Genomic DNA, 23,016 nt, shown 5'->3' on the forward strand with positions numbered 1-23,016 from the left:
AGGGCGGCCAAGGCCACCCTTTTTATACTCGTTGCAACGGATTAATCGAGCGTTAACGTTGCAGGCGATATGTACAGCGCTCAACGCCCGATCCGCCGGCCTTAGTGCAGGCCCTGGATGTAGCTGGACACCGCAGCGATGTCTTCGTCGCTCAGCTTCTTGGCAATACTCTGCATAGGTTTGGTATCGCCGTCGTTGGTGCGGCCGCCTTCTTCCTTGCGGAAATCGGTCAGTTGCTTGGCGACGTATTGAGCGTGCTGGCCACCCAGGTGCGGGAAGCCCGCTGGTGCGTTACCTGCGCCATTTGGCGAGTGGCAGCCGGTGCAGGATGGCAGGCCCTTGGCCAGGTCACCGCCACGGAACAGGGCTTCACCGCGAGCGACGACTTTAGGATCAGCGGCACCGACGCTGCCTTTCTGGCTGGCGAAGTAGGCGGCGATGTCCGCCAGGTCCTGATCGCTCAGGTTGGTCAGCAGGCCGGTCATTTCCAGAACGGTGCGCTTGCCCGACTTGATGTCGTGCAATTGCTTGGTCAGGTAGCGTTCCCCCTGACCCGCCAGTTTTGGAAAGTTTGGCGCCATGCTGTTGCCATCCGGACCGTGGCAGGCGCCACAGACGGCGGCTTTGGCTTGGCCAGCTTTAGCATCACCCGGTTGTACTGCCTCACCTGCAGCATGGGCTATGCCGGAGATGCCCACGGTCAACAGCAGACTCACGATCAATTTCTTCATCAGCTAATCCAACTACGGCTAAGGGTTAAGAGTTATGGACCGGGCTTACTCGCTCATCCAATGGATGATGGCTTGGTAATCCTCGGCACTGCAGTCCATGCACAAACCACGCGGCGGCATCGCCTTGAAACCCTGGGTCACGTGTTGCACCAGCGTCTCCATACCTTTCGCCAACCTCGGCGTCCAAGCATCCTGATCGCCTTTTTTCGGCGCCATGGGTAATTGGCCGGAATGACAGGCACCACAAACACGGTTGTACACAGCTTCCGGATCCTGTGTAGCCTGAGCGCTGTAAAGCGGCATCAAGATACCGGCAGCTAGCAGCCATTTCGTCATAAAACGACCTTTTCAGGGTTGAGAGCGTGCTGCGTTCTAGTGCGCAATCAAGGTCTGTCGCTCTCGTGAACTTCATCCTACGCTGGGACAAAGCGCACACAAAATCTGCGGCATTATATACTGGCGTCACTGAAACGGAAGCGACACTGCTTGCCGCACCCATTCCTGGCGCCGCCCACATCGGAAATCCCATGCAACTCAAGAATCCCATCCTCGGTCTGTGCCAACAGTCCACCTTCATGCTCAGCGCCGCCAAAGTCGACCAATGTCCGGATGACGAGGGCTTCGAAGTCGCCTTCGCCGGGCGTTCCAACGCCGGCAAATCGAGTGCCTTGAACACCCTGACCCACGCCAGCCTGGCGCGCACCTCGAAAACCCCGGGGCGCACGCAACTGTTGAATTTCTTCAAGCTAGACGATGAACGCCGTCTGGTCGACCTGCCGGGCTACGGTTATGCAAAAGTACCGATCCCGCTCAAGCAACACTGGCAGCGTCACCTGGAAGCGTACCTGGGTGGCCGCGAGAGTTTGAAAGGCCTGATCCTGATGATGGACATCCGCCATCCGATGACCGATTTCGACCTGCTAATGCTCGATTGGGCCGTGGCTGCTGGCATGCCGATGCACATTCTGCTGACCAAAGCGGACAAGCTGACCTATGGCGCGGCCAAGAACACGCTGCTCAAGGTTCAGGCGGAAATCCGCAAGGGCTGGGGCGATCTGGTGACGATTCAACTGTTCTCGGCCCCGAAACGCATGGGCCTGGAAGAAGCCTATACCGTACTGGCAGGCTGGATGGAGTTGGCGGACAAGGGCGCCGAGGTAGAAACCCAATAAAAATCGAAAACTGTTTGTGGTGCGCTCAGGCAAGGCAAAAGCGCGGCTCGAAACGGCCGGGGTCGCGCTCGACTTTAGGGGCCTAAATGAGCATTTCGAGCCGCGCTTTTAACGCAGCATGAGCGTGCCACAGGCAGTTTTCAGGCAAAAAAAACCCCGGACTTCATATGGGGAGGGAGAAGTTCCGGGGTTCAAGCTCTAGACCGCTAGGGCGGGGTCCAGATATCTGCCAACACTTAACACAACATAGGAGCATCGAAGGGCTTCACCAGCCATTCAGTACCTCTGAGTGGTGCTCCGCAGGATTAGTTCAGATTTTTTTCAAATAGCTTTGAAATAACGCCGATAACCTTCCGGACTAAGTTGTTTGCGCTCTTCTGCCGCGGCACCATGCCGCAGCAGAACACGACATTTTTCTGCAGGAGCGAACTTGCTCCTACAGGAAGGCTCAGTGAGCCTCATCCCAGTTATTTCCAACCCCCACTTCGACCAGCAACGGCACATCCAGTTTCGCGGCTTCGCTCATGTGTACGCGAATTTCATCGCGAACCTGGTCGACCAGGTCTTCACGCACCTCCAGCACCAGTTCATCGTGCACCTGCAAAATGACTTTGGCGTCGAGGCCAGACGCGGTCAGCCAGTTATCCACCGCGACCATGGCTTTCTTGATGATGTCCGCAGCAGTGCCTTGCATCGGTGCGTTGATCGCCGTGCGTTCGGCGGCGGCGCGTTCTTGCGGCTTGTTGGAGTTGATGTCCGGCAGGTACAGGCGACGACCGAAGAACGTCTCGACATAACCTTGCTCGGCGGCCTGGGCTCGCGTGCGGTCCATGTACTGGCGTACGCCGGGGTAGCGGGCGAAGTAGGTATCGATGTAGGCCTTGGCGGTCTTGGTGTCGACACCAATGTCCTTGCCGAGCTTCTGCGCCCCCATGCCGTAGATCAGGCCGAAGTTGATCGCCTTGGCGCTACGGCGCTGGTCGGAGGTCACGTCGGCCAGTTCGACCTTGAACACTTCGGCGGCGGTCGCGGTGTGCACGTCCAGATTGTGGCGGAAGGCGTTCATCAGTCCTTCATCCCGTGACAGGTGCGCCATGATCCGCAGTTCGATCTGCGAGTAGTCCGCCGCCAGCAGCTTGTAACCGGTCGGGGCCACGAAGGCCTGGCGGATACGACGCCCTTCGGCGGTGCGCACCGGAATGTTCTGCAGGTTCGGATCGCTGGAGGACAGGCGCCCGGTGGAGGCGACAGCCTGATGGTACGACGTATGGATCCGCCCGGTGCGCGGGTTGATCTGTTCCGGCAAACGATCGGTGTAGGTGCTTTTCAGCTTGCTCATGGAGCGATATTCCATGAGCACTTTCGGCAATCGGTAGTCGTCTTCCGCCAGTTTGGCCAGCACCTCTTCGGCCGTGGACGGCTGGCCCTTGGCAGTCTTTTTCAGCACCGGCAGGCCGAGCTTCTCGTACAGGATCACGCCGAGTTGCTTGGGCGAACCGAGGTTGAATTCCTCGCCGGCAATCTCGAAGGCTTCGCGCTCAAGTGCGACCATCTTGTCGCCCAGTTCGATGCTTTGCACACCCAGCAGGGCGGCGTCGACGAATGCGCCCTGGCGCTCGATGCGCGCCAGCACTGGCACCAACGGGATTTCGATGTCGGTCAGCACGCTGGCCAGGCTCGGAATGGCCGAGAGCTTTTCGAACAGGGCCTGGTGCAGACGCAGGGTGATGTCCGCATCTTCGGCGGCGTAAGGCCCGGCCTGCTCAAGGGCGATCTGATCGAACGTCAGCTGTTTCACGCCTTTGCCGGCGATGTCCTGGAAGCTCACCGTGGTGTGGTCCAAATACTTCTGCGCCAGGCTGTCCATGTCATGGCGCGTGGCCGTGGAGTTGAGCACGTAAGACTCGAGCATGGTATCGAAGGCGATGCCGCGCACGGTGATCCCGTTGTCCTGTACGCCACCGATGGCGCAGTTGGCCAGGATGTTCATGTCGAATTTGGCGTGCTGGCCGACCTTGAGCTTGTTCGGGTCTTCCAGAATCGGCTTGAGCGCGCGCAGGACCGTGTCGCGGTCCAGTTGCTGCGGCACGCCGATGTAGGAATGAGTCAACGGGATGTAGGCCGCTTCGTTAGCCTGAACCGCGAACGACAGACCCACCAGCTGCGCCTGCTGCGCGTCGATGCCGGTGGTTTCGGTGTCGAAGGCGAACAGCCTGGCGTTGTTCAGCTTTTCCAGCCAGGCATCGAAACGTGCCTGATCGAGGATGGTTTCGTAGGCGGCTTCAGCAGCGGCGGTCGGTGCTTCGGCCTCTGGTTCGCTGAACAGATCGACGGCCGGTGCAGGCTCGGCGGCAGCGCTCAGCTCCAGGCGCTTGGCGTCGCGATCAAGGTCGTTCAGCCAGCTCTTGAACTCCAGCAGGCTGTACAACTCGTAGAGTTTCGCCGGATCTTCCGCACCCATTTGCAAGTCGTCGAGGCCAATGTCCAGCGGCACATCGACCTTGATGGTCGCCAACTGATAGGACAGGAAGGCCATTTCCTTGTGCTCTTCGAGCTTGGCCGGCAGGGTCTTGGCACCGCGAATCGGCAGGGTCGGCACGATGTCGAGCTGCGCATAGAGCTCGGTCAGGCCGCCGTTCACACCGACCAGCAGGCCTGAAGCCGTCTTCGGGCCAATCCCCGGAACACCCGGAATGTTGTCGGAAGAATCGCCCATGAGCGCCAGATAATCGATGATCTGCTCCGGAGCGACGCCGAATTTCTCCTTCACGCCCTCCACGTCCATGCTGCTACCGGTCATGGTGTTGACCAAGGTAATGTGACCATCGACCAGTTGCGCCATATCCTTGTCGCCCGTGGAGATGATCACCGGACGATCCGCCGCCGCGCTGCTGCGGGCCAGGGTGCCGATCACGTCATCGGCCTCGACGCCTTCGACGCACAACAGCGGGAAGCCCAGGGCGATCACGCTCTGGTGCAGCGGCTCGATCTGCACGCGCATGTCGTCGGGCATACTCGGACGGTTGGCCTTGTATTCGGCGTACATGTCATCGCGAAAAGTCCCACCCTTGGCGTCGAACACCACGGCGAACGGACTGTTCGGATATTGCTTGCGCAGGCTCTTGAGCATGTTCAACACGCCCTTGACCGCGCCGGTCGGCAGGCCTTTGGACGTGGTCAGCGGCGGCAGCGCGTGAAAGGCGCGGTACAGGTAAGAAGAACCGTCCACCAGGACGAGGGGGGCTTGGCTCATGAGCAGGATCAACCTTTTCGGCGGGTCCGGCGCTAGAATAGCGGGACCGTTGACGACAAAGGGACAAGGTTATCATGCGCACACTAAATCGCCTGTTGCTGGCTGGCTTGTTTGCAATCACACCACTGGCCGTCATGGCAGCGGACGATGCGCCGACACCGGAGCCAGATGTCACGATCCGCACGGAAGGGGACAAGGTCATCCAGGAATACCGCCAAAACGGTTTTCTGTATGCGATCAAAGTCACGCCCAAAGGCGGCAAGCCGTATTTCCTGGTACGCGCCGACGGATCAGAAGGTAACTTCATCCGTTCTGATTACCCGGATATGCTGATTCCGGCGTGGGAAATTTTTAAGTGGTAAGTCGTCCTTAACTTTAATCGGCGCTGGCTCAACAGCGGCGCCCGTACTGGCAGTTTAAACATGTCTGTGTTCACCCCCCTGGCTCGGCCCGAGCTGGAAGCTTTTCTCGCCCCTTATGGCCTCGGCCGCCTGCTTGATTTCCAGGGGATTGCCGCCGGTAGCGAAAACACCAATTTCTTTATCAGCCTGGAGCAGGGCGAATTTGTCCTGACCCTGGTCGAACGCGGTCCGGTTCAGGAAATGCCGTTCTTCATCGAGCTGCTCGACGTGCTGCACGGCGCCGACCTGCCGGTGCCTTACGCTCTGCGCACCACCGACGGCGTGGCCTTGCGCGAACTGGCGGGCAAACCTGCGTTGCTGCAACCGCGCCTGGCCGGCAAACACATCAAGCAAGCCAATGCGCAACATTGCGCACAGGTCGGTGAGTTGCTCGGCCATCTGCACCTGGCGACCCAGGCCAACATGATCAAGCGCAAAACCGATCGCGGCCTGGACTGGATGCTGGAAGAGGGCACGCAGTTCCTGTCGCACCTCGATGCCGAACAGAAAGACCTGCTGCAACGGGCGCTGGAAGAAATCACCCGACAGAAAGAAAAAATCCTCGCTCTGCCGCGGGCGAACATTCACGCCGACCTGTTCCGCGACAACGCGATGTTCGAAGGCACCCACCTGACCGGACTGATCGACTTCTACAATGCCTGCTCCGGGCCGATGCTCTACGACGTGGCGATTGCCTTGAACGACTGGTGCTCGGACGACGATGGCGTCATCGATGGACCGCGAGCACGGGCCTTGCTGGGCGCTTATGCGGCCCTGCGACCGTTCACCGCTGCCGAAGCCGAGTTGTGGCCGACCATGCTGCGGGTGGCTTGTGTACGCTTCTGGTTGTCACGTTTGATCGCGGCGGAGTCGTTCGCCGGGCAGGACGTGTTGATTCACGATCCGATGGAGTTCCAGCTGCGCCTGGCGCAGCGGCAGACGGTCAATACGCCGTTGCCTTTCGCCCTTTAAAATGTGGTGAGGGGGCTTGCCCCCGTTGCAGTGCGAAGCACTGCCATGCGATTCAACTGATTGAATGCATTTGGGGCTGCTTTGCAGCCCAACGGGGGCAAGCCCCCTCGCCACAGGCCTGTGTCAGTTACAACGACTCCAGACACCCCGCCAGATCATTCCCCAATTTCTCCAGCACCTGCTCATAGCCCTGGGCAGTCGCCGGCGTGTACCCGCCCAACGCATCCAGTTCCGCCAGCTTCACCGGCAAGCCCGCCACCAGGGTTTCCGCCAGGCGCGGCCGTAGCGGCGGCTCGCTGTACACGCAGGTCTTGCCGACTTCCTGCAAGCGCGCGCGCATCGCCGCGACATGCTGGGCACCGGGTTGCACTTCGGCCGCGACGCTGAACACACCCACGTGCTTGAGGCCGTAGGCGTCTTCGAAGTAATCGAACGCTTCGTGGAACACGAAGTAAGGCTTGCCCTGAACATCGGCCAGGCGTTTCTTCAGGCGCGCATCCAACGCATCGAGACGCTCGTCGAAGGCTTTCAGGTTGGCCTGATAGCGCACGGCATTGTCAGGATCGGCGGCACTCAGGTCAGCCGCCATTTTCGTGGCGATGACCCGGGCGTTGACCGGCGACAGCCACAAATGCGCATCCAGGCTGCCTGGGCGATGATCGTGGTCGTGATCGTCGGCTTCTTCGGCGTGGGAGTGGCTATCTTCGGCAAAACGGCGCAGTTTCATGCCTGGCAAATCCTGCACGGCGACGCTGGGCAGCGTACGACCATTGAGCACGCGAGGCAGGAAACCTTCCATGTCCGGGCCGATCCAGTACAGCAAGTCCACCGATTGCACCTTGCGTACGTCGGAAGGGCGCAGTGCATAGTTGTGCGGCGAGGCACCCGGTGGCAGCAAGACCTCAGGAATCGCCACGCCGTCCTGCACCGCTGCGGCGATCAACTGCAGGGGCTTGATGCTGGTAAGAACCTTGACCTCGGCCTGCGCCGGACCGATCAGCAGAAAACTTGCGAAAAATGCGACAAAGATAGAAAAAAGACGGGACACGATGACCACTCGAAGAGGCGAGAACGGGTAACATAATAACGTCTCTCACAAAACTCGTCGCCGCTCATGCTAAAAACACCGATTGCCAGCCGCCCCCACGACCACTCGCATTGCGTTCATAGCGCTTTGTCCGAGGCCGATGCCCTGTGCGCTCGTCAAGGCCTGCGCCTGACCGCATTGCGCCGGCGGGTGCTGGAACTGGTGTGGCAAAGCCACAAGCCGCTGGGTGCCTACGACATTCTCGCGGTCCTCAGCGAGCAGGACGGTCGCCGCGCCGCGCCGCCGACGGTGTACCGCGCGCTGGATTTCCTGCTGGAAAACGGCCTGGTCCATCGCATTTCCTCGCTCAACGCCTTCATCGGCTGCAATCACCCGGAACATGCACACCAGGGTCAGTTCCTGATCTGCCGTGTGTGCCACGCCGCCATCGAGCTCGAGCAAAAGTCCATCAGCGACGCGATCATCGCCAGCGCCAGGGATGTCGGGTTTGTCGTCGAAGGCCAGACCGTCGAAGTAGTCGGTCTGTGCTCGGGTTGCCAGGGGGCTTGATGAGCAACGCGCTGATCCGTCTAGAGCAGGTTGCCGTCACGTTCGCCGGGCAACCGGTGCTGGACAACATTGAGCTGAGCGTCGAGCCGGGGCAGATCGTGACCCTGATCGGCCCCAACGGCGCCGGCAAAACCACACTGGTACGTGCCGTACTCGGCCTGTTGAAACCGGACAGCGGCAACGTCTGGCGCAAGCCGAAACTGCGGGTCGGCTACATGCCGCAGAAACTCCATGTCGACCCGACCCTGCCGCTGTCGGTATTGCGCTTTCTGCGTCTGGTGCCGGGCGTAGACCGTGCGATGGCCTTGGCAGCACTCAAGGAAGTCGGCGCCGAACAGGTCATCGACAGCCCGGTGCAAAGCGTTTCCGGTGGCGAAATGCAACGCGTGCTGCTGGCCCGGGCCTTGTTGCGCGAACCGGAACTGCTGGTACTCGATGAGCCGGTACAGGGTGTCGACGTGGCCGGCCAGGCTGAGCTTTACAGCCTGATCACCCGCCTGCGCGACCGTCACGGTTGCGGCGTGCTGATGGTCTCCCACGATTTGCATCTGGTGATGAGCACCACGGATCAAGTGGTTTGCCTCAATCGTCACGTCTGCTGTTCAGGCCATCCCGAGCAGGTCAGCGGCGATCCGGCGTTCGTCGAACTGTTCGGAAAAAACGCACAAAGCCTGGCGATTTATCACCACCATCACGACCACGCCCACGACTTGCATGGCTCGGTGGTCAAGGCGCCCGCAACGGGCCAACCCCATGTTCACGGAGATGGCTGCAAGCATGGCTGATTTTCTGCTCTACGCCCTGCTTGCAGGCCTGGCCCTGGCCGTTGTCGCAGGCCCGTTGGGGTCTTTCGTGGTCTGGCGGCGCATGGCTTATTTTGGCGACACCCTGTCCCACGCGGCATTGCTCGGCGTGGCCTTGGGCTTCCTGCTGGATGTCAGCCCGACGGTTGCCGTGACCGTTGGTTGCCTGCTGCTGGCGGTGTTACTGGTGACCTTGCAACAACGCCAGCCATTGGCATCCGACACGCTTTTGGGAATTCTCGCACCCAGCACGCTCTCTCTGGGCCTGGTGGTACTAAGCTTCATGCACGAAGTGCGGATCGACCTGATGGCCTATCTGTTCGGTGACCTGCTGGCAATCAGTCCAACCGATCTGGCCTGGATTCTTGGCGGCAGTGCCGCCGTGCTGGCCTTGCTGGTTGCATTGTGGCGGCCATTGCTGGCGATCACGGTGCATGAAGAACTGGCCAGGGTCGAAGGCCTTCCGGTGGCCGGATTGCGCCTGGCGCTGATGTTGCTGATCGCCGTGGTGATTGCCGTGGCGATGAAAATCGTCGGCGTGTTACTGATCACTTCGTTGCTGATCATCCCGGCGGCCGCGGCACAACGTCACGCCCGCTCGCCGGAGCAGATGGCACTGGGTGCGAGCCTGCTGGGCATACTCGCCGTGTGTGGCGGGCTGGCGTTGTCCTGGTTCAAGGACACCCCAGCCGGCCCGTCGATTGTGGTGGCAGCCGCCGCGCTGTTTCTGCTGAGTTTTGTTCTGCCCCGTCGAGGGGTGTAGACTTGCTCGTTTTTTGCGCAAATAGAGAGTCGCAGGAATGAAGTCGTTCGCCTCCCGTTATCTGCTCCTTGTCGCATTTTCTTTGCTGCTGGGCGCCTGCCAAAGCACGCCACCGGCGGCCACCGAGGCTGCCAATGCGCGAGCCACGGCCATCGTACAGCTGGAGCAAAACATCGCCAGCGATGAACTGGCCACCGCCGAAGACCAATTGGCGGCCTTGCAAGCCGAATCGCCCAACGATGCGTCCCTTGAGCAGTACCAGCGGCAACTGGCCGAAGCCTATCTGCGCCGCAGCCAGATCGTGCTGCAAAAAGGTGATGTGGATGCCGCTGCGACCGCCCTGAGCCGTGCCCGCTCGTTGATGCCCAAGGCTCCGGCACTGACCGGCGGAGTCAACGGCTCGATTGCCCAGGCGCGCAAGGCCGAGCTGGAAAAAGCCGAAGCGGCCCTGAAGGCTGCCGAAGCCAAGCCAAAAGCCAAGGTCATCGATCTGACGGCTGAAAGCACCACGGTCTCGCTGAATATCAACGATATGGGCAAACTGCGTCGCCAACTGGATGCCATCGCCGCCGATGTGGTGAATTTTCAGTGCGACGTGAGCATTCAGGCTCCACGCACCGATGATTACCCGTGGCTGGCGACATTGCTGACAAAACGGGTGAACAAGCTCGATCCAGAGTTTGACCTGAAGCTGGAGCGGCAGATTCTGCGCAGTGTTCCGGCGCAGATAGTTCTGAGTCCGCGCAAACCTTAAAAAGCTTCGCGAGCAAGCCCGCTCCCACACGAGTTCTGCGGCGGGCACAGATCCAATGTGGGAGCGGGCTTGCTCGCGAAGGCGGCCTTTCTGGCAATAAACATGTTCAGGCCGGAATAGCCTTGGCCTTCGCCTCCCTGCCCCAAACCCGATGCTGCCCGATCGCGGCGAAAAACGCTTTGATCAACTTCGCATCCGCCCCCACGATCAATCCCGCATCAGCCTCCAGCTTCAACACATCCAGCAACTGCTTCGCTTCACCCTGCAAGGCGATGGCCTTGAGATGCTTGTATGCCTCCAGCAGGTAATGCAACGCCACGCCGTCCGTACTCAGCGCCTTGATCGACGCGGCTCCGCCCGGCACGAACACCGCGTCGAATGCCACCGACGGCGAGCCCTCCATCGAAGCATCGACCGCCAGGGTTTTGCCATCGGCGGTTTTCACGGGTGCAGAGGTCGGCCCCAGTAATTTCGCGTGAGCCCCCTCCGCTGCAAGCGCTTTCTTCATCGCATCAATCGCGGCGCTATCAACGCCATTGGCCGCCAGAATCGCGACTTTTCGCGTCTTGATGTTCTCCGGCAACAGATTGGCCTGGCTCAATGCCGGCGAGTGATCCGGTGCGGTTTTACGCACCTCGACGGTTCCTCGAGCCGGCGCAGGCAACCCAAGGTTCTGCGCCACGCGTTTGGCCAACTCCAGATCGATATTGGCGAGAATTTCGTTCACTTCCCGGGCGCGGATCACCTCACGCTCAACCTTGCCCAACTCAAAACTGTAGGCCGAGATGATGTGCTCCCGTTCATGCTCACTCATGCTGTGGAAAAACAAGCGAGCCTGGGAGAAGTGGTCAGCGAACGATTCGCTGCGCTGGCGAATCTTGTTGGCGTCGATGCGCTCCGGATAGCTCTCGAAGCCTCCATCCTGCGCCGAAACAGGCGTTTCCTTTGGCCAGCCGCCATCGATGGAGTTCGGCTCATAAGACGCACGCCCCTTGTCGATGGTGGTGCGGTGCTGGGCATCCCGCTGGCCGTTGTGGAACGGCGACACCGGGCGGTTGATCGGGATCTCGTGAAAGTTCGGCCCGCCGAGTCGGCTGATTTGCGTGTCGGTGTAGGAAAACAATCGGCCTTGCAGCAGAGGGTCGTTGGAGAAATCGATCCCCGGAACGATATGTCCGGGGCAGAAGGCAACCTGCTCGGTTTCGGCGAAGAAGTTGTCCGGGTTGCGGTTCAGCACCATCTTTCCCAACGGCGTGATGGGTACGAGTTCTTCGGGGATCAGCTTGGTCGGGTCGAGAATGTCGAAATCAAAGGCGTGTTCATTTTCCTCTTCGATGACCTGCACCCCCAACTCCCATTCCGGATAGTCGCCGATCTCAATCGACTCCCACAGATCACGCCGATGGTAGTCGGCGTCCTTTCCCGCAAGCTTTTGCGCTTCATCCCACACCAGGGAGCAAGTGCCGGCCGTAGGGCGCCAGTGGAATTTGACGAAGCGCGACTTGCCCTCGGCATTGATCAGGCGAAAGGTGTGTACGCCGAAGCCCTGCATGCTGCGCAGGCTTTTCGGGATCGCCCGGTCGGACATTGCCCACATCACCATGTGCGCCGACTCCGGCACCAGCGAAACAAAGTCCCAGAACGTGTCGTGGGCCGAGCCGCCGGTAGGGATCTCGTTATGCGGCTCGGGTTTGACCGCGTGCACGAAGTCGGGAAACTTGATCGCATCCTGTATGAAGAACACCGGCATGTTATTGCCCACCAGGTCGAAGTTGCCTTCGTCGGTGAAGAACTTCACGGCGAAACCCCGCACATCACGCACGGTATCGCCTGACCCTCGCGGCCCCTGTACCGTGGAAAAGCGCACGAACACCGGGGTTTTCTTCGCGGGGTCCTGCAGGAAACCGGCCTTGGTCAGCACCGAGTGGTTTTCATAGCTCTGGAAATGACCATGGGCGCCGGTGCCGCGAGCGTGAACGATGCGTTCGGGAATGCGCTCGTGATCAAAATGCGTGATCTTTTCACGCATGATGAAGTCTTCCAACAGCGACGGCCCGCGGGCCCCGGCCTTCAGGGTGTTCTGGTTGTCCGCCACCTTCACGCCCTGGTTGGTGCGCAAGGCCTGCTCAGTGGCATCGGAGCGAAATGTTTCCAGGCTGTCGAGCTTGGTGTTGGTGTTGCGGCGGTCCGGGGCATCGGTCCCGGCCAGGACGCTCTTGGTGGCGGCAGGCTTCTTGGTACTCATCAGGCGTGAACTCCTCAGGCATATTCCAGTGGCCTAAGTAGTGACTGGCGAGCTTATTCAGCCGTTCCTTTTTTCTGACCTTTGATCGCGTTATTGCCAAATGACAGGACAAATGCGAAATAAATGCTAAGAACCTCTATACGGACAGGCTAAAATGCGCGCCCGGCTAACCGCTGACCCTTTTCCAACGCGCCCCACAAGGTTCGCTACGTGATCGAGTTTCAAAACGTCCATAAAACCTACCGCGTCGCCGGTAAGGAAATCCCCGCGCTGCATCCGACCAGTCTGACGATTGAGAACGGGCAGGTTTTCGGCTTGATCGGTCATTCCGGCGCAGGAAAAAGTACCCTGCTGCGTCTGATCAATCGCCTGGAAAACGCCAGTGGCGGCAAGATCACCGTCGACGGTGAAGAAGTCACCGCACTCGACGCCAACGGCCTGCGCCGCTTCCGTCAGCAGGTCGGGATGATTTTCCAGCACTTCAACCTGCTGGCCTCCAAAACCGTCGCCGACAACGTCGCACTGCCACTGACCCTGGCCGGCGAACTGTCGCGCAGCGAGATCGATTCGCGCGTGGCCGAGTTGCTGGCGCGGGTCGGTTTGTCCGACCACGCGAAAAAGTACCCGGCGCAATTGTCCGGCGGGCAAAAGCAGCGTGTCGGCATTGCCCGCGCCCTGGCGACCAAGCCAAAAATCCTGCTGTGCGATGAAGCCACCAGCGCCCTCGACCCGCAAACCACCGCATCGGTCCTGCAATTGCTGGCCGAGATCAATCGCGAGCTGAAACTGACCATCGTCTTGATCACCCACGAAATGGACGTGATCCGCCGCGTCTGCGACCAGGTGGCCGTGATGGACGCCGGCGTGATCGTCGAGCAAGGCTCGGTGGCCGAGGTGTTCCTGCATCCGAAGCACCCGACCACCAAACGCTTTGTGCAGGAAGACGAGCAGATAGACGAAAGCGAACAGCGTGACGACTTCGCTCACGTACCGGGTCGCATCGTGCGTCTGACCTTCCAGGGCGAAGCGACCTACGCGCCGTTGCTGGGCACCGTCGCCCGGGAAACCGGAGTGGACTACAGCATCCTGGCCGGTCGTATCGACCGCATCAAAGACATCCCTTACGGGCAACTGACCCTGGCCGTGACCGGCGGTGACATGGAAGCGGCATTCGCCCGCTTCATCGCAGCCGACGTCCACATGGAGGTGCTGCGCTAATGGAAGCCCTGACAAGTTTCTTCGCCAATATCGACTGGTTCGAAATCTGGCTGGCCACTGGCGACACCCTGCTGATGCTCGGCGGTTCGCTGTTGTTCACCGTGCTGCTCGGCTTGCCGCTGGGTGTGCTGCTGTTCCTGTGCAGCCCGCGCCAGTTGCTGGAAGCCAAAGGTGTCTACGCGATGTTGTCGCTGGTGGTGAACATTCTGCGTTCGCTGCCGTTTATCATCCTGTTGATCGTGATGATTCCGTTCACCGTGTTGATCACCGGCACGTCCCTCGGTGTTGCCGGTGCGATCCCGCCGCTGGTGGTGGGTGCCACGCCGTTTTTCGCGCGCCTGGTGGAAACCGCCCTGCGTGAAGTGGACCGCGGCATCATCGAAGCCACCCAGGCCATGGGTGCGACCACGCGACAGATCATCACCAATGCGTTGCTGCCTGAGGCTCGTCCGGGCATCTTCGCGGCGATTACGGTGACTGCAATTACACTGGTGTCCTACACGGCGATGGCGGGTGTTGTCGGCGCCGGTGGCCTGGGTGACCTGGCGATCCGCTTCGGATACCAGCGCTTCCAGACCGATGTGATGGTCGTGACGGTGGTGTTGCTGCTGGTCCTGGTCCAGGTACTACAAACCGTTGGCGACAAGTTGGTCGTCCACTTTTCCCGTAAGTAAGACATGAGCCGGCCATTCGCTGGCAGGCGCCAAACGGGCGCCTCACAAGGAGTTAGCTGAATGAAAAAACTACTCGTCGCCTTCGCTGCCGTTGCCGCATTCTCGGCCCACGCGGCTGACACCCTGACCGTCGCGGCCACCCCGGTGCCACACGCCGAGATCCTCGAATTCGTGAAGCCGACCCTGGCCAAAGAAGGCGTGGACCTGAAGGTCAAGGTCTTCACCGACTACATCCAGCCGAACGTGCAGGTCGCGGAAAAGCGCCTGGACGCCAACTTCTTCCAGCACCAGCCGTACCTGGATGAGTTCAACAAGGCCAAGGGCACAAACCTGGTCTCCGTCGCCGGCGTGCACCTGGAACCCCTGGGCGCTTACTCCAGCAAGTACAAGACCCTCGCTGAACTGCCTGGCGGCGCCAACGTGGTGATCCCGAACGACGCCACCAACGGCGGCCGTGCACTGTTGCTGATGGCCAAGGCCGGGCTGATCAAGTTGAAGGATTCGAACAACATCCTGTCGACCGTGAAGGACATCACCGAGAACACCAAGGACCTGAAAATCCGCGAACTGGAAGCCGCGACCATCCCGCGCGTACTGACCCAGGTCGACCTGGCGCTGATCAACACCAACTACGCGCTGGAAGCCAAGCTCGATCCGGCCAAGGACGCGCTGGTCATCGAAGGCAACGACTCGCCGTACGTGAACATCCTGGTGGCTCGCCCGGATGACAAGGACAGCGACGCGATGAAGAAGCTGGTTGCAGCTTTGCACAGCCCGGAAGTGAAGGCCTTCATCCTCGAGAAGTACAAAGGCGCGGTAGTGCCGGCGTTCTGACCGACTGAAAGCAACAAAAAAGGGCGCATCGAATGCGCCCTTTTTTTGTGCCAGAAACACCGCCCCCCTGTGGGAGCGAGCTTGCTCGCGATGGCGGTGTATCAGTCAATGTAGATGTTGAATATTACGGCCTCATCGCGAGCAAGCTCGCTCCCACAGGTTTAGCGGTGTCTTTAGTTGCGCTTGAGCATCACCGGCAACTGCGCCACCAGCTTCGCGTTGTTCAACGGCGCCCGGATGAAGCCGCGCTGCGTGCCGTCCGGCCCGATCACCGCGAGGTTGCCACTGTGGTCGACGGTGTAGTTTGGCTTGTTGGTGTCCGCCGGAATGAACGGGATGCTCACCGCGTTGGCGACCTTTTGCAGCTCATCGATCGACTTTGGCGTGAGGCCGACAAACTGCGGGTCAAAGTAGCTCAGGTACTGCTTGAGCTGCTGGGGGGTGTCGCGATTGGGATCGATACTGACCAGCACGATCTGCAGCTTATCGACCGCCTCGGGCGGCAACTCGCTCTTGATCTGTCGCAGCTGGGCGAGGGTGGTCGGGCAGACGTCCGGGCAGAAGGTGTAGCCGAAGAACAGCAGGCTCCACTTACCCTTCAATTCGTTGATCGTGACCGGCTGGCCGTCCTGATTGGTCATCGTCACGTCCGGCAGATTGCGGCTCTGCGGCAACAAAATGATACCGGCGTCGATCAGCGCCGTCGGATCGCCCTGGTTTTTTCCGGACAGCACCTTGTTGACGGTCAGGCCCAGGATCAGTGCGACCAGGGCGACGAGGATAAAGACGGTTTTCTGGGTTCGAGTCATAGGTTCAACAGTAAGTAGTGGTCTACGAGCAGGGCGATAAACAGCAGGAACAAGTAATAAATAGAGTACTTGAACGTGTTGATCGCCGCATGCGGCCGAGTGCCACGGTACAACACCACGGCCCATTGCAGAAACCGCGCCCCCAGCCCGAGCGCACAGACCAGGTAGAGCGTACCGCTCATGTGGATCACGTAGGGCATCAGGCTGACCGCGAGTAGCGCAAAGGTATACAGCAGGATATGAATCTTGGTGTAGTGCTCGCCATGGGTGACCGGCAGCATCGGGATGTCGGCCTTGGCGTATTCCTCCTTGCGATGGATCGCCAGCGCCCAGAAGTGCGGCGGGGTCCAGGCGAAGATGATCAGCACCAGCAGCAGCGGTTCGGCGCTGACGTGACCGGTGGCGGCGGTCCAGCCGAGCAAGGGCGGAGCGGCACCGGCCAGACCGCCGATGACGATGTTCTGCGGGGTCGCACGCTTGAGGAATCCGGTGTAGATCACCGCATAGCCAAGCAGCGAGGCGAGGGTCAGCCACGCGGTCAGCGGGTTGGTAAACGCCAGCAGCATGGCTTGCCCGAGGGCCGCCAATACCAGCGCGAACGTCAGCGCGGCGGTCGGAGAAATCCGGCCTTCGGCGAGCGGCCGTTTGTGGGTGCGCGCCATCACCGCGTCGATGCGCCGGTCCACCACATGATTGACCGCCGCGGCGCCACCGGCACACAGGGCGATGCCCAGGTTGCCGAACACCAGCACCGTCCACGGCACCCCGGCACGGGTCGCGAGGAACATCCCCACCAGCGAAGTGATGAGCATCAGCACCACGACCTTGGGTTTGGTCAGCTCCAGGTAATCACGCCAGATCGCCTGACTGGGACGTTCGCCGATCAGAATCGCCATGGCATCTCTCCTTTTATTGTTATGGGCCCGGCTGAGTGTTTACGCAGGCTGAAGCGCCAGCGCGTTGGCTGCTTGACCCGGACCAGACTGGTTCGGGCGTGGTAGTTGACCAGCACCATGGTCAGCAACAGCGCGGCGCCGCCCGCGTTATGCGCGACGGCCACCGGTAGCGGCAGATGGAACAGCACGTTGCTGATACCCAGGGTGATTTGTGCGCCAAGGGCAATCAGCACCAGGCCTGCCAGGCGCGTCATGCCGACCGCCTTCAATTGCCAGGCCAGGCCGAGCAATACCAGGGTGACCAGCAAGGCACCGATGCGATGGGTCAGGTGGATGGCCGTACGGGCGTCGCTGTCCAGTTGCCCGCCGAGGTAATTCGGGCCGATGTGTTGGGTCAGATGAAAGCCATTGGCAAAATCGGCAGGCGGCAGCCATTGGCCGTGACAGGTTGGAAAGTCGATGCAGGCCACGGCGGCGTAGTTGGAACTGACCCAGCCACCGAGGGCGATTTGCCCGATCACCAACAACAGCCCCGCCGTCGCCCAGTGCTGCAAACGTCGTGGCACGGTCAGCGCCGGCAGTACGCCGGACAGGCGCAAGGTCAGCAGAAACAACAGGCTCAAGGTCGCGAAGCCGCCAAGCAAATGCCCGGTGACCACCTGCGGCCAAAGCTTGAGCGTTACCGTCCACATGCCGAACGCGGCCTGGCCAACGACCACCGCCAACAGAAACAATGGCAACTTCACCGGTTGCCCCGGATGACGGCGATGCAACCACGCACGACCGGCCAACACCGCGATCAACACGCCCAGCGTGCCAGCGAAGTAGCGGTGGATCATCTCGTTCCAGCCCTTGTGGGCCTCGACCGGAGCGTCCGGGAAATGCAATTCGGCATGAGCCAGCTGGGCTTCGCTTTTCGGCACGCTGATGAAACCGTAGCAGCCAGGCCAGTCCGGGCAGCCGAGGCCGGCGTGGGTCAGGCGGGTGTAGGCGCCGAGCAACACCACAATCAGTGCCAGCAAGGTGGCAAACAACGCGAGGCGAAATCCAGGCTTGGCCATGACGATGCCCTTATCCGATGTTCGACAGTTTCAGTAGGTGGCGCAGATCGTTCAGCAGATCCTTGCCCTTCACCGACGGGTCGTAGCGCAGCACCAGATTGCCGTGGGGGTCGATGATCCACAGGTGCGGCGCGTCATTGCTCTGAGCGCCTTTTGTGTAGGCAGGCAAGTCCAGTGGATAGCGTTGCAACTGCGGGTACTCGCGTTGAAGTTTAGTCTCGTAATCGCTATTCAGCGCCTGCGCGGCAGCCAATGCATGGCTGGCACGGGACGCATCCCGGCCGAGGCCGATCTGGATCTGCCGCGCCAGGTACACCAGTTGCTGGCAGTCCACCGCGCAATCCTTGGGGGCGGTCACCAGGATCTGCCAACGCTCTTCCTGGGCCTGCACGCCAATGTCCGCGCGGGTCTGGCCGTTGCCGATCAGTTCGCCGTGATAACTGCGGCCCTCGGGCACCCAGAAATTTAGCTTGTACATGCCGGTGGCAAGGATCATCGGACCGATCACCCCGAGCAAAATCAGCAGCAGTTGCATACGGCCCTTGCGCCGGTTCACCGAAGGTTTCGCTTCAGACATGCTGGGTGGATTCATGGCCGCTCCCATGGTGTTTCTCCTTTGCGTTGTGCCAGCCGAGATAGAGATAAAGACCGAACAGGGCGATCGCCATGGCGAACCACTGCACGGCATAAGCGATGTGTTTTTCCGGGCCCATGGCGACTACTGGCCAGTCGGCCTGATAGGTGGCCGGGCCGGTTTCGGCGCGCAGCTCAAAGGCAAAGCCTTCGCGGTTCAGCGTCTTCCAGAGACTGGCCGGTTCAACGGCGGTAATCAGCTTCGGCCACATCGATGTCGCCGGGTCTGCATGCAATTGAAACGGCGCACCGGGGGAGACGTAGACCCACGCGTCGAAGCTGACGGCCTCGGCAGGTGTCTTGAATTGCACGGGTGTGCGGCGTTCCGGCCAGGGCAGCCAGCCGCGATTGACCAGCAGCCAGAGCCCGCTGGCCTGATCATGGAAGGGTTGCAACAGCTCGACACCGACCCTGCCATTACGTTGACTGTTGTCGAGCAGCAGGCTGTGTTCGGCATCGAAGCGACCGTGCAGGCGAACCCGGCGGAAAGCCGGGTCAGCGGTGTATTGCAGTTCGGTGCTGGCCATCGGCTCGGCGGCCCGGCGCTCGGCGTAGGTTTGCAGCAGCGCGCTTTTTTCCGCGCCCCGGCTCAATTGCCAGAACCCCAGGGACACCAGTAGCGGCAGCAACAACGCGACCACCAGCGTTGGCACGATACCCGGCCGAAAGCGCTTCATGGCATCGCCAGAAAGTCGGTCATCGCGATAGCTATACTCAAGTGCATCGCCTGTCCCCCGGAGTCCCACCATGCTCAAAACAGCCATCGTCCTGATGCTGATTGCCACGGTTGTCAGCCTGTTCAGCGGCCTGTTTTTTCTGGTCAAGGACGACAGCAGCTCAAACCGCCTCGTCATTGCCTTGAGTGTGCGTGTCACGCTGGCCGCCATTACCCTCGGTCTGATCACCTGGGGTTTTTTCAGCGGCCAGCTGGTTTCTCATGCCCCCTGGTAGCCGTGTAGGAGCCAGCTTGCTGGCTCCTACAGTACGTAGACGAAAACGAACAACCCGATCCACACCACATCCACGAAGTGCCAGTACCAGCTCGCCGCTTCGAAGCCGAACTGGTGCTCGCTGTCGAAGTGCCCGCGCATGACCCGCATCAGCATCACAAACAGGATGATGGTGCCGATGGTCACGTGGGCGCCGTGGAACCCGGTGAGCATGAAGAAGGTCGCGCCGTAGATGCCCGAACCCAGGGTCAGACCCAGTTCGCGGTAGGCGTGCATGTACTCTTCGGCCTGGAAGATGAGGAATGCACAGCCCAACACTACGGTGAGCGCCAGCCAGAGTTTCAGTGCGCCGCGATGGCCCTTTTTCAAGGCGTGGTGGGCGATGGTCACCGTCACGCTGGAGCTCACCAGCAACACGGTGTTGAGCAGCGGCAGACCCCAGGGGCTGATGACCTCCTTGGGCGGCGGAAACAGTTTCGAGTCGGGGTTGTCCAGCAGCGGCCAGGTGAACTGGAAGCTCGGCCACAGCATGTGCGCGATGCCTTTGGCACCTTCACCGCCAAGCGCCGGCCCGGAGATGTGACGCACATAAAACAGTGCGCCGAAAAAGGCGATGAAGAACATCACTTCCGAGAAAATGAACCAGCTCATGCCCCAGCGAAACGAGCGATCCATTTGCGCGCTGTACAAGCCGCCGCGACTTTCCTTGATCACCGTGCCGAACCAACCGAACAGCATGTAGGCCAGGAGTAACCCGCCGACGAAAAAGATCAGTGGCCCGTGGGATTCCGGGCGCGCCGCTTTCAGATCGTTGAACCAGGTGGCCAGGCCAAACACCGTGACGAACATGCCAACCGTGGCGATGATTGGCCATTTGCTCTGGGCCGGTACGTAATAATGTTCATGAGTTGCCATTTATTGTTCTCCTTATCGGGCACGCTCAGCCGCCAGTGTTTACAGCTACCGGTGGATGTCGGGCGGTGATATCGAACAGCGTGTAAGACAGCGTCAGGTGCTTCACATCCTTGGGCATGTCACGGTCAACGATGAAACGTACCGGCATCTCGATCCGTTGACCGGGCTGCAGCACTTGCTGGGTAAAGCAGAAACATTCGGTCTTGTGGAAGTACGCCGCCGCGGAGCTTGGCGCGATGCTCGGCACGGCCTGGGCACTCATCGGCTTATCGGTAGGGTTGTGGGCGATGAAGATCATCTCGTTCACCGCCCCCGGGTTAGCGGTCAGCTCGTCATGCTTGGGGTAAAAATCCCATGGCATATCGGCGGTATTGGTCGACAGGAACTGCACACGCACCTGCCGCGAGGTGTCGACCGTCTGCTCCCCCTCGTACTGCCCGGCGGTCTTGCCATTGATGCCGAAGGCCTTGCACATCACGTCGTAGATCGGCACCAGCGCAAACCCGAACACAAACATTGCCCCCACTACCAGCAATAGACGGGTGACCAGTTTCTTCAGCGAAATCGAGTCAGCCATGATTGCAAACCTCTACACCAACCCCTGTAGGAGCGAGCCCGCTCGCGAAAAACCGGAGAACGCCGCGGGGTATCAGGCTTCCAGCGTTATCGTTGACGACCATCGCGAGCAAGCTCGCTCCTACAAAGGGCCAGGTGTTCATTTCACTTCCGGCGGCGTGGTGAAGGTGTGATACGGCGCCGGCGACGGGATGCTCCACTCCAGGCCTTCCGCCCCATCCCACGGTTTGGCCGGTGCTGGCGGGCCGCCGCGAATGGTCTTGATCACGATGAACAGGAAGAAGAGCTGCGTGGCCCCGAACATGAATGCGCCGATCGACGACACCATATTGAAGTCGGCGAACTGCAGGTTGTAGTCCGGAATCCGTCGCGGCATGCCCGCCAGCCCCACAAAGTGCATAGGGAAGAAAGCCAGGTTCATGCCGATGAACGACAGCCAGAAATGCAGCTTGCCGAGGGTTTCGTCGTACATGTGGCCGGTCCATTTCGGCAGCCAGTAGTAGGCCGAGGCGAAGATCCCGAAGATCGCCCCCGGTACCAGCACGTAATGGAAGTGCGCGACCACGAAGTAGGTGTCCTGATACTGGAAGTCCGCCGGGGCGATAGCCAGCATCAATCCCGAAAAACCGCCGATGGAGAACAGGATCACGAACGCCACGGCAAACAGCATCGGTGTCTCGAAGGTCAGCGAGCCCTGCCACATGGTGCTGGCCCAGTTGAATACCTTCACACCCGTTGGCACCGCAATCAGCAGGGTGGCGTACATGAAGAACAGCTCGCCCACCAGCGGAATGCCGACCACGAACATGTGGTGCGCCCAGACAATGAACGACAGGAACGCGATACTCGCCGTGGCATAGACCATCGAGGTATAGCCGAACAGCGGCTTGCGCGAGAACGCCGGAATGATCGAGCTGACGGCACCGAAGGCCGGCAGGATCATGATGTACACCTCAGGGTGGCCGAAGAACCAGAACACGTGCTGGAACAGCACCGGGTCACCGCCACCGGCGGCGCTGAAGAAGCTGGTGCCGAAGTGGATGTCCATCAGCATCATGGTCACGCAGCCCGCCAGCACCGGCATCACCGCGATCAGCAGGAACGCCGTGATCAGCCAGGTCCAGACGAACAGCGGCATTTTCATCAGCGTCATGCCGGGGGCGCGCAGGTTGAGGATGGTGGCGATCACGTTGATCGCGCCCATGATCGAACTGATCCCCATCAAGTGAATGGCGAAGATGAAGAAGGTCACGCTTTCCGGCGCATAGGTCGTCGACAGCGGCGCGTAGAACGTCCAGCCGAAGTTCGGCCCGCCACCGGGTGTGAACAGGGTCGACACCAGCATCAGGAACGCCGCCGGCAACAGCCAGAAGCTGAAGTTGTTCATCCGCGGCAGGGCCATGTCCGGCGCGCCGATCATCAGCGGGATCATCCAGTTGGCGAGGCCGACGAAGGCCGGCATCACCGCACCGAAGACCATCACCAGACCGTGCATGGTGGTCATCTGGTTGAAGAATTCCGGCTGGACGATCTGCAGCCCCGGCTGGAACAGCTCGGCGCGAATCACCATCGCGAACGAACCGCCAAGCAGGAACATGGAGAACGCAAACCACAGGTACAGGGTGCCGATGTCCTTGTGGTTGGTGGTCAGCACCCAGCGCATCAGGCCTTTGGCGGGGCCGTGGGCGTGGTCGGTGGCGGTATGAACATGTTCATCGATTACAGCAGTCATGTCCTGTCTCCTGCAAACAGATGGGCT

At 60.5% G+C, this 23,016-nt stretch carries 24 protein-coding genes; 11 read left to right on the top strand and 13 right to left on the bottom strand.

Annotation, left to right across the window (positions count from 1 at the left end; genetic code table 11):
* Positions 1 to 101: 101 nt before the first annotated feature.
* Both KW841_RS00185 and KW841_RS00190 read right to left on the bottom strand, forming a co-directional pair.
* Positions 102 to 731, bottom strand: coding sequence for a cytochrome c (locus tag KW841_RS00185; protein ID WP_007969791.1), 630 nt, complete (start codon positions 729 to 731; stop codon positions 102 to 104).
* A gap of 45 nt (positions 732 to 776) precedes the next feature.
* Positions 777 to 1,067, bottom strand: a complete 291-nt coding sequence (locus KW841_RS00190) for a cytochrome c5 family protein (protein ID WP_218472917.1) — start codon at positions 1,065 to 1,067, stop codon at positions 777 to 779.
* A 191-nt stretch (positions 1,068 to 1,258) separates the two neighbouring features.
* Between KW841_RS00190 and yihA the strand changes: the two genes are divergently transcribed.
* Entirely contained in the window at positions 1,259 to 1,903 is a 645-nt protein-coding gene (gene yihA, locus KW841_RS00195; RefSeq protein ID WP_218472930.1) for a ribosome biogenesis GTP-binding protein YihA/YsxC, read from the top strand.
* A 448-nt stretch (positions 1,904 to 2,351) separates the two neighbouring features.
* On the opposite strand, the gene polA is transcribed toward yihA, so the two are convergent.
* Positions 2,352 to 5,156: a DNA polymerase I gene (gene polA / locus KW841_RS00200; protein ID WP_218472932.1), complete on the bottom strand. Its 2,805-nt coding sequence runs from the start codon at positions 5,154 to 5,156 to the stop codon at positions 2,352 to 2,354.
* A 74-nt stretch (positions 5,157 to 5,230) separates the two neighbouring features.
* Between polA and KW841_RS00205 the strand changes: the two genes are divergently transcribed.
* On the top strand, positions 5,231 to 5,518 hold the full coding sequence (locus tag KW841_RS00205; RefSeq protein WP_102701556.1) for a DUF2782 domain-containing protein: 288 nt from the start codon (positions 5,231 to 5,233) through the stop codon (positions 5,516 to 5,518).
* Between the two features lie 60 nt (positions 5,519 to 5,578).
* Positions 5,579 to 6,529, top strand: a complete 951-nt coding sequence (locus KW841_RS00210; RefSeq protein ID WP_007969797.1) for a homoserine kinase — start codon at positions 5,579 to 5,581, stop codon at positions 6,527 to 6,529.
* Positions 6,530 to 6,656: 127 nt separating this feature from the next.
* Here the strand turns inward: KW841_RS00210 and KW841_RS00215 are convergent, their stop codons facing one another.
* On the bottom strand, positions 6,657 to 7,577 hold the full coding sequence (locus tag KW841_RS00215) for a metal ABC transporter solute-binding protein, Zn/Mn family (RefSeq protein ID WP_218472934.1): 921 nt from the start codon (positions 7,575 to 7,577) through the stop codon (positions 6,657 to 6,659).
* 66 nt (positions 7,578 to 7,643) lie between these two features.
* Between KW841_RS00215 and zur the strand changes: the two genes are divergently transcribed.
* From zur to KW841_RS00235, 4 genes are read left to right on the top strand one after another with little or no spacing between them, the layout of a single operon-like run.
* Positions 7,644 to 8,126 carry a zinc uptake transcriptional repressor Zur gene (gene zur, locus KW841_RS00220; RefSeq protein ID WP_008045818.1) on the top strand — a complete coding sequence of 161 codons (483 nt, stop codon included), beginning with the start codon at positions 7,644 to 7,646 and terminating at the stop codon, positions 8,124 to 8,126.
* Positions 8,126 to 8,911, top strand: a complete 786-nt coding sequence (znuC, locus tag KW841_RS00225) for a zinc ABC transporter ATP-binding protein ZnuC (RefSeq protein WP_218472936.1) — start codon at positions 8,126 to 8,128, stop codon at positions 8,909 to 8,911. Before zur ends, znuC begins: the two co-directional genes overlap by 1 nt.
* Positions 8,904 to 9,692 carry a zinc ABC transporter permease subunit ZnuB gene (znuB, locus tag KW841_RS00230; protein ID WP_015092904.1) on the top strand — a complete coding sequence of 263 codons (789 nt, stop codon included), beginning with the start codon at positions 8,904 to 8,906 and terminating at the stop codon, positions 9,690 to 9,692. Before znuC ends, znuB begins: the two co-directional genes overlap by 8 nt.
* Before the next feature lie 37 nt (positions 9,693 to 9,729).
* The gene (locus KW841_RS00235) at positions 9,730 to 10,446 is read left to right on the top strand and encodes a PA5502 family lipoprotein (RefSeq protein ID WP_218472937.1); all 717 of its coding nucleotides are present in this window, start codon (positions 9,730 to 9,732) and stop codon (positions 10,444 to 10,446) included.
* A gap of 106 nt (positions 10,447 to 10,552) precedes the next feature.
* On the opposite strand, the gene katE is transcribed toward KW841_RS00235, so the two are convergent.
* Positions 10,553 to 12,691, bottom strand: coding sequence for a catalase HPII (katE, locus tag KW841_RS00240; RefSeq protein ID WP_218472939.1), 2,139 nt, complete (start codon positions 12,689 to 12,691; stop codon positions 10,553 to 10,555).
* A gap of 210 nt (positions 12,692 to 12,901) precedes the next feature.
* Between katE and KW841_RS00245 the strand changes: the two genes are divergently transcribed.
* Genes KW841_RS00245 through KW841_RS00255 form a run of 3 tightly spaced genes read left to right on the top strand, consistent with a single transcriptional unit; the run spans position 12,902 to position 15,417 of the window.
* The gene (locus KW841_RS00245; RefSeq protein ID WP_102701561.1) at positions 12,902 to 13,909 is read left to right on the top strand and encodes a methionine ABC transporter ATP-binding protein; all 1,008 of its coding nucleotides are present in this window, start codon (positions 12,902 to 12,904) and stop codon (positions 13,907 to 13,909) included.
* Positions 13,909 to 14,583, top strand: a complete 675-nt coding sequence (locus tag KW841_RS00250) for a methionine ABC transporter permease (protein WP_008002212.1) — start codon at positions 13,909 to 13,911, stop codon at positions 14,581 to 14,583. The genes KW841_RS00245 and KW841_RS00250 overlap by 1 nt, the downstream gene beginning before the upstream one ends.
* Before the next feature lie 60 nt (positions 14,584 to 14,643).
* On the top strand, positions 14,644 to 15,417 hold the full coding sequence (locus KW841_RS00255; protein ID WP_007969811.1) for a MetQ/NlpA family ABC transporter substrate-binding protein: 774 nt from the start codon (positions 14,644 to 14,646) through the stop codon (positions 15,415 to 15,417).
* Between the two features lie 173 nt (positions 15,418 to 15,590).
* On the opposite strand, the gene KW841_RS00260 is transcribed toward KW841_RS00255, so the two are convergent.
* Genes KW841_RS00260 through KW841_RS00280 form a run of 5 tightly spaced genes read right to left on the bottom strand, consistent with a single transcriptional unit; the run spans position 15,591 to position 19,493 of the window.
* Positions 15,591 to 16,226, bottom strand: a complete 636-nt coding sequence (locus tag KW841_RS00260) for an SCO family protein (protein WP_104450410.1) — start codon at positions 16,224 to 16,226, stop codon at positions 15,591 to 15,593.
* Positions 16,223 to 17,122, bottom strand: a complete 900-nt coding sequence (cyoE, locus tag KW841_RS00265) for a heme o synthase (RefSeq protein WP_007969813.1) — start codon at positions 17,120 to 17,122, stop codon at positions 16,223 to 16,225. Before cyoE ends, KW841_RS00260 begins: the two co-directional genes overlap by 4 nt.
* A complete protein-coding gene (locus KW841_RS00270) occupies positions 17,110 to 18,183 on the bottom strand; it encodes a heme A synthase (RefSeq protein ID WP_102702115.1) in 1,074 nt (357 codons plus the stop codon). Before KW841_RS00270 ends, cyoE begins: the two co-directional genes overlap by 13 nt.
* A gap of 10 nt (positions 18,184 to 18,193) precedes the next feature.
* Positions 18,194 to 18,787: a hypothetical protein gene (locus KW841_RS00275; protein ID WP_218472941.1), complete on the bottom strand. Its 594-nt coding sequence runs from the start codon at positions 18,785 to 18,787 to the stop codon at positions 18,194 to 18,196.
* Complete coding sequence (locus KW841_RS00280) at positions 18,753 to 19,493, bottom strand: SURF1 family protein (RefSeq protein WP_218472943.1); 741 nt, start codon at positions 19,491 to 19,493, stop codon at positions 18,753 to 18,755. The genes KW841_RS00275 and KW841_RS00280 overlap by 35 nt, the downstream gene beginning before the upstream one ends.
* 70 nt (positions 19,494 to 19,563) lie before the next feature.
* Here KW841_RS00280 and KW841_RS00285 point away from each other — a divergent pair, with 70 nt between their 5' ends.
* The gene (locus KW841_RS00285) at positions 19,564 to 19,767 is read left to right on the top strand and encodes a twin transmembrane helix small protein (RefSeq protein WP_218472945.1); all 204 of its coding nucleotides are present in this window, start codon (positions 19,564 to 19,566) and stop codon (positions 19,765 to 19,767) included.
* Between the two features lie 26 nt (positions 19,768 to 19,793).
* Here KW841_RS00285 and KW841_RS00290 read toward each other — a convergent pair whose 3' ends face one another.
* From KW841_RS00290 to ctaD, 3 genes are all read right to left on the bottom strand, one after another.
* Positions 19,794 to 20,681 (bottom strand): cytochrome c oxidase subunit 3, encoded by an 888-nt coding sequence (locus KW841_RS00290; RefSeq protein WP_218472948.1) that lies wholly within the window; start codon positions 20,679 to 20,681, stop codon positions 19,794 to 19,796.
* Between the two features lie 25 nt (positions 20,682 to 20,706).
* The gene (locus tag KW841_RS00295; protein ID WP_104450405.1) at positions 20,707 to 21,258 is read right to left on the bottom strand and encodes a cytochrome c oxidase assembly protein; all 552 of its coding nucleotides are present in this window, start codon (positions 21,256 to 21,258) and stop codon (positions 20,707 to 20,709) included.
* 138 nt (positions 21,259 to 21,396) lie between these two features.
* Positions 21,397 to 22,989 (bottom strand): cytochrome c oxidase subunit I, encoded by a 1,593-nt coding sequence (gene ctaD, locus KW841_RS00300; protein ID WP_218472950.1) that lies wholly within the window; start codon positions 22,987 to 22,989, stop codon positions 21,397 to 21,399.
* Positions 22,990 to 23,016 lie beyond the last annotated feature (27 nt).

Origin of the sequence: Pseudomonas sp. PDM28, assembly GCF_019219115.1 — a bacterium.
Taxonomy (GTDB): Bacteria; Pseudomonadota; Gammaproteobacteria; order Pseudomonadales; family Pseudomonadaceae; genus Aquipseudomonas; species Aquipseudomonas laurylsulfatiphila.

Excerpts from the sequence above, each read along its gene's own strand:
- KW841_RS00255 (WP_007969811.1), top strand. The coding sequence starts at position 14,644 with ATGAAAAAACTACTCGTCGCCTTCGCTGCCGTTGCCGCATTCTCGGCC.
- KW841_RS00190 (WP_218472917.1), bottom strand. The coding sequence starts at position 1,067 with ATGACGAAATGGCTGCTAGCTGCCGGTATCTTGATGCCGCTTTACAGC.
- KW841_RS00290 (WP_218472948.1), bottom strand. The coding sequence starts at position 20,681 with ATGGCAACTCATGAACATTATTACGTACCGGCCCAGAGCAAATGGCCA.
- KW841_RS00250 (WP_008002212.1), top strand. The coding sequence starts at position 13,909 with ATGGAAGCCCTGACAAGTTTCTTCGCCAATATCGACTGGTTCGAAATC.
- KW841_RS00235 (WP_218472937.1), top strand. The coding sequence starts at position 9,730 with ATGAAGTCGTTCGCCTCCCGTTATCTGCTCCTTGTCGCATTTTCTTTG.
- polA (WP_218472932.1), bottom strand. The coding sequence starts at position 5,156 with ATGAGCCAAGCCCCCCTCGTCCTGGTGGACGGTTCTTCTTACCTGTAC.
- ctaD (WP_218472950.1), bottom strand. The coding sequence starts at position 22,989 with ATGACTGCTGTAATCGATGAACATGTTCATACCGCCACCGACCACGCC.
- KW841_RS00185 (WP_007969791.1), bottom strand. The coding sequence starts at position 731 with ATGAAGAAATTGATCGTGAGTCTGCTGTTGACCGTGGGCATCTCCGGC.
- KW841_RS00295 (WP_104450405.1), bottom strand. The coding sequence starts at position 21,258 with ATGGCTGACTCGATTTCGCTGAAGAAACTGGTCACCCGTCTATTGCTG.
- KW841_RS00275 (WP_218472941.1), bottom strand. The coding sequence starts at position 18,787 with ATGGGAGCGGCCATGAATCCACCCAGCATGTCTGAAGCGAAACCTTCG.
- katE (WP_218472939.1), bottom strand. The coding sequence starts at position 12,691 with ATGAGTACCAAGAAGCCTGCCGCCACCAAGAGCGTCCTGGCCGGGACC.
- znuC (WP_218472936.1), top strand. The coding sequence starts at position 8,126 with ATGAGCAACGCGCTGATCCGTCTAGAGCAGGTTGCCGTCACGTTCGCC.
- KW841_RS00260 (WP_104450410.1), bottom strand. The coding sequence starts at position 16,226 with ATGACTCGAACCCAGAAAACCGTCTTTATCCTCGTCGCCCTGGTCGCA.
- KW841_RS00280 (WP_218472943.1), bottom strand. The coding sequence starts at position 19,493 with ATGAAGCGCTTTCGGCCGGGTATCGTGCCAACGCTGGTGGTCGCGTTG.
- znuB (WP_015092904.1), top strand. The coding sequence starts at position 8,904 with ATGGCTGATTTTCTGCTCTACGCCCTGCTTGCAGGCCTGGCCCTGGCC.
- KW841_RS00205 (WP_102701556.1), top strand. The coding sequence starts at position 5,231 with ATGCGCACACTAAATCGCCTGTTGCTGGCTGGCTTGTTTGCAATCACA.
- yihA (WP_218472930.1), top strand. The coding sequence starts at position 1,259 with ATGCAACTCAAGAATCCCATCCTCGGTCTGTGCCAACAGTCCACCTTC.
- zur (WP_008045818.1), top strand. The coding sequence starts at position 7,644 with ATGCTAAAAACACCGATTGCCAGCCGCCCCCACGACCACTCGCATTGC.
- cyoE (WP_007969813.1), bottom strand. The coding sequence starts at position 17,122 with ATGGCGATTCTGATCGGCGAACGTCCCAGTCAGGCGATCTGGCGTGAT.
- KW841_RS00210 (WP_007969797.1), top strand. The coding sequence starts at position 5,579 with ATGTCTGTGTTCACCCCCCTGGCTCGGCCCGAGCTGGAAGCTTTTCTC.
- KW841_RS00270 (WP_102702115.1), bottom strand. The coding sequence starts at position 18,183 with ATGGCCAAGCCTGGATTTCGCCTCGCGTTGTTTGCCACCTTGCTGGCA.
- KW841_RS00285 (WP_218472945.1), top strand. The coding sequence starts at position 19,564 with ATGCTCAAAACAGCCATCGTCCTGATGCTGATTGCCACGGTTGTCAGC.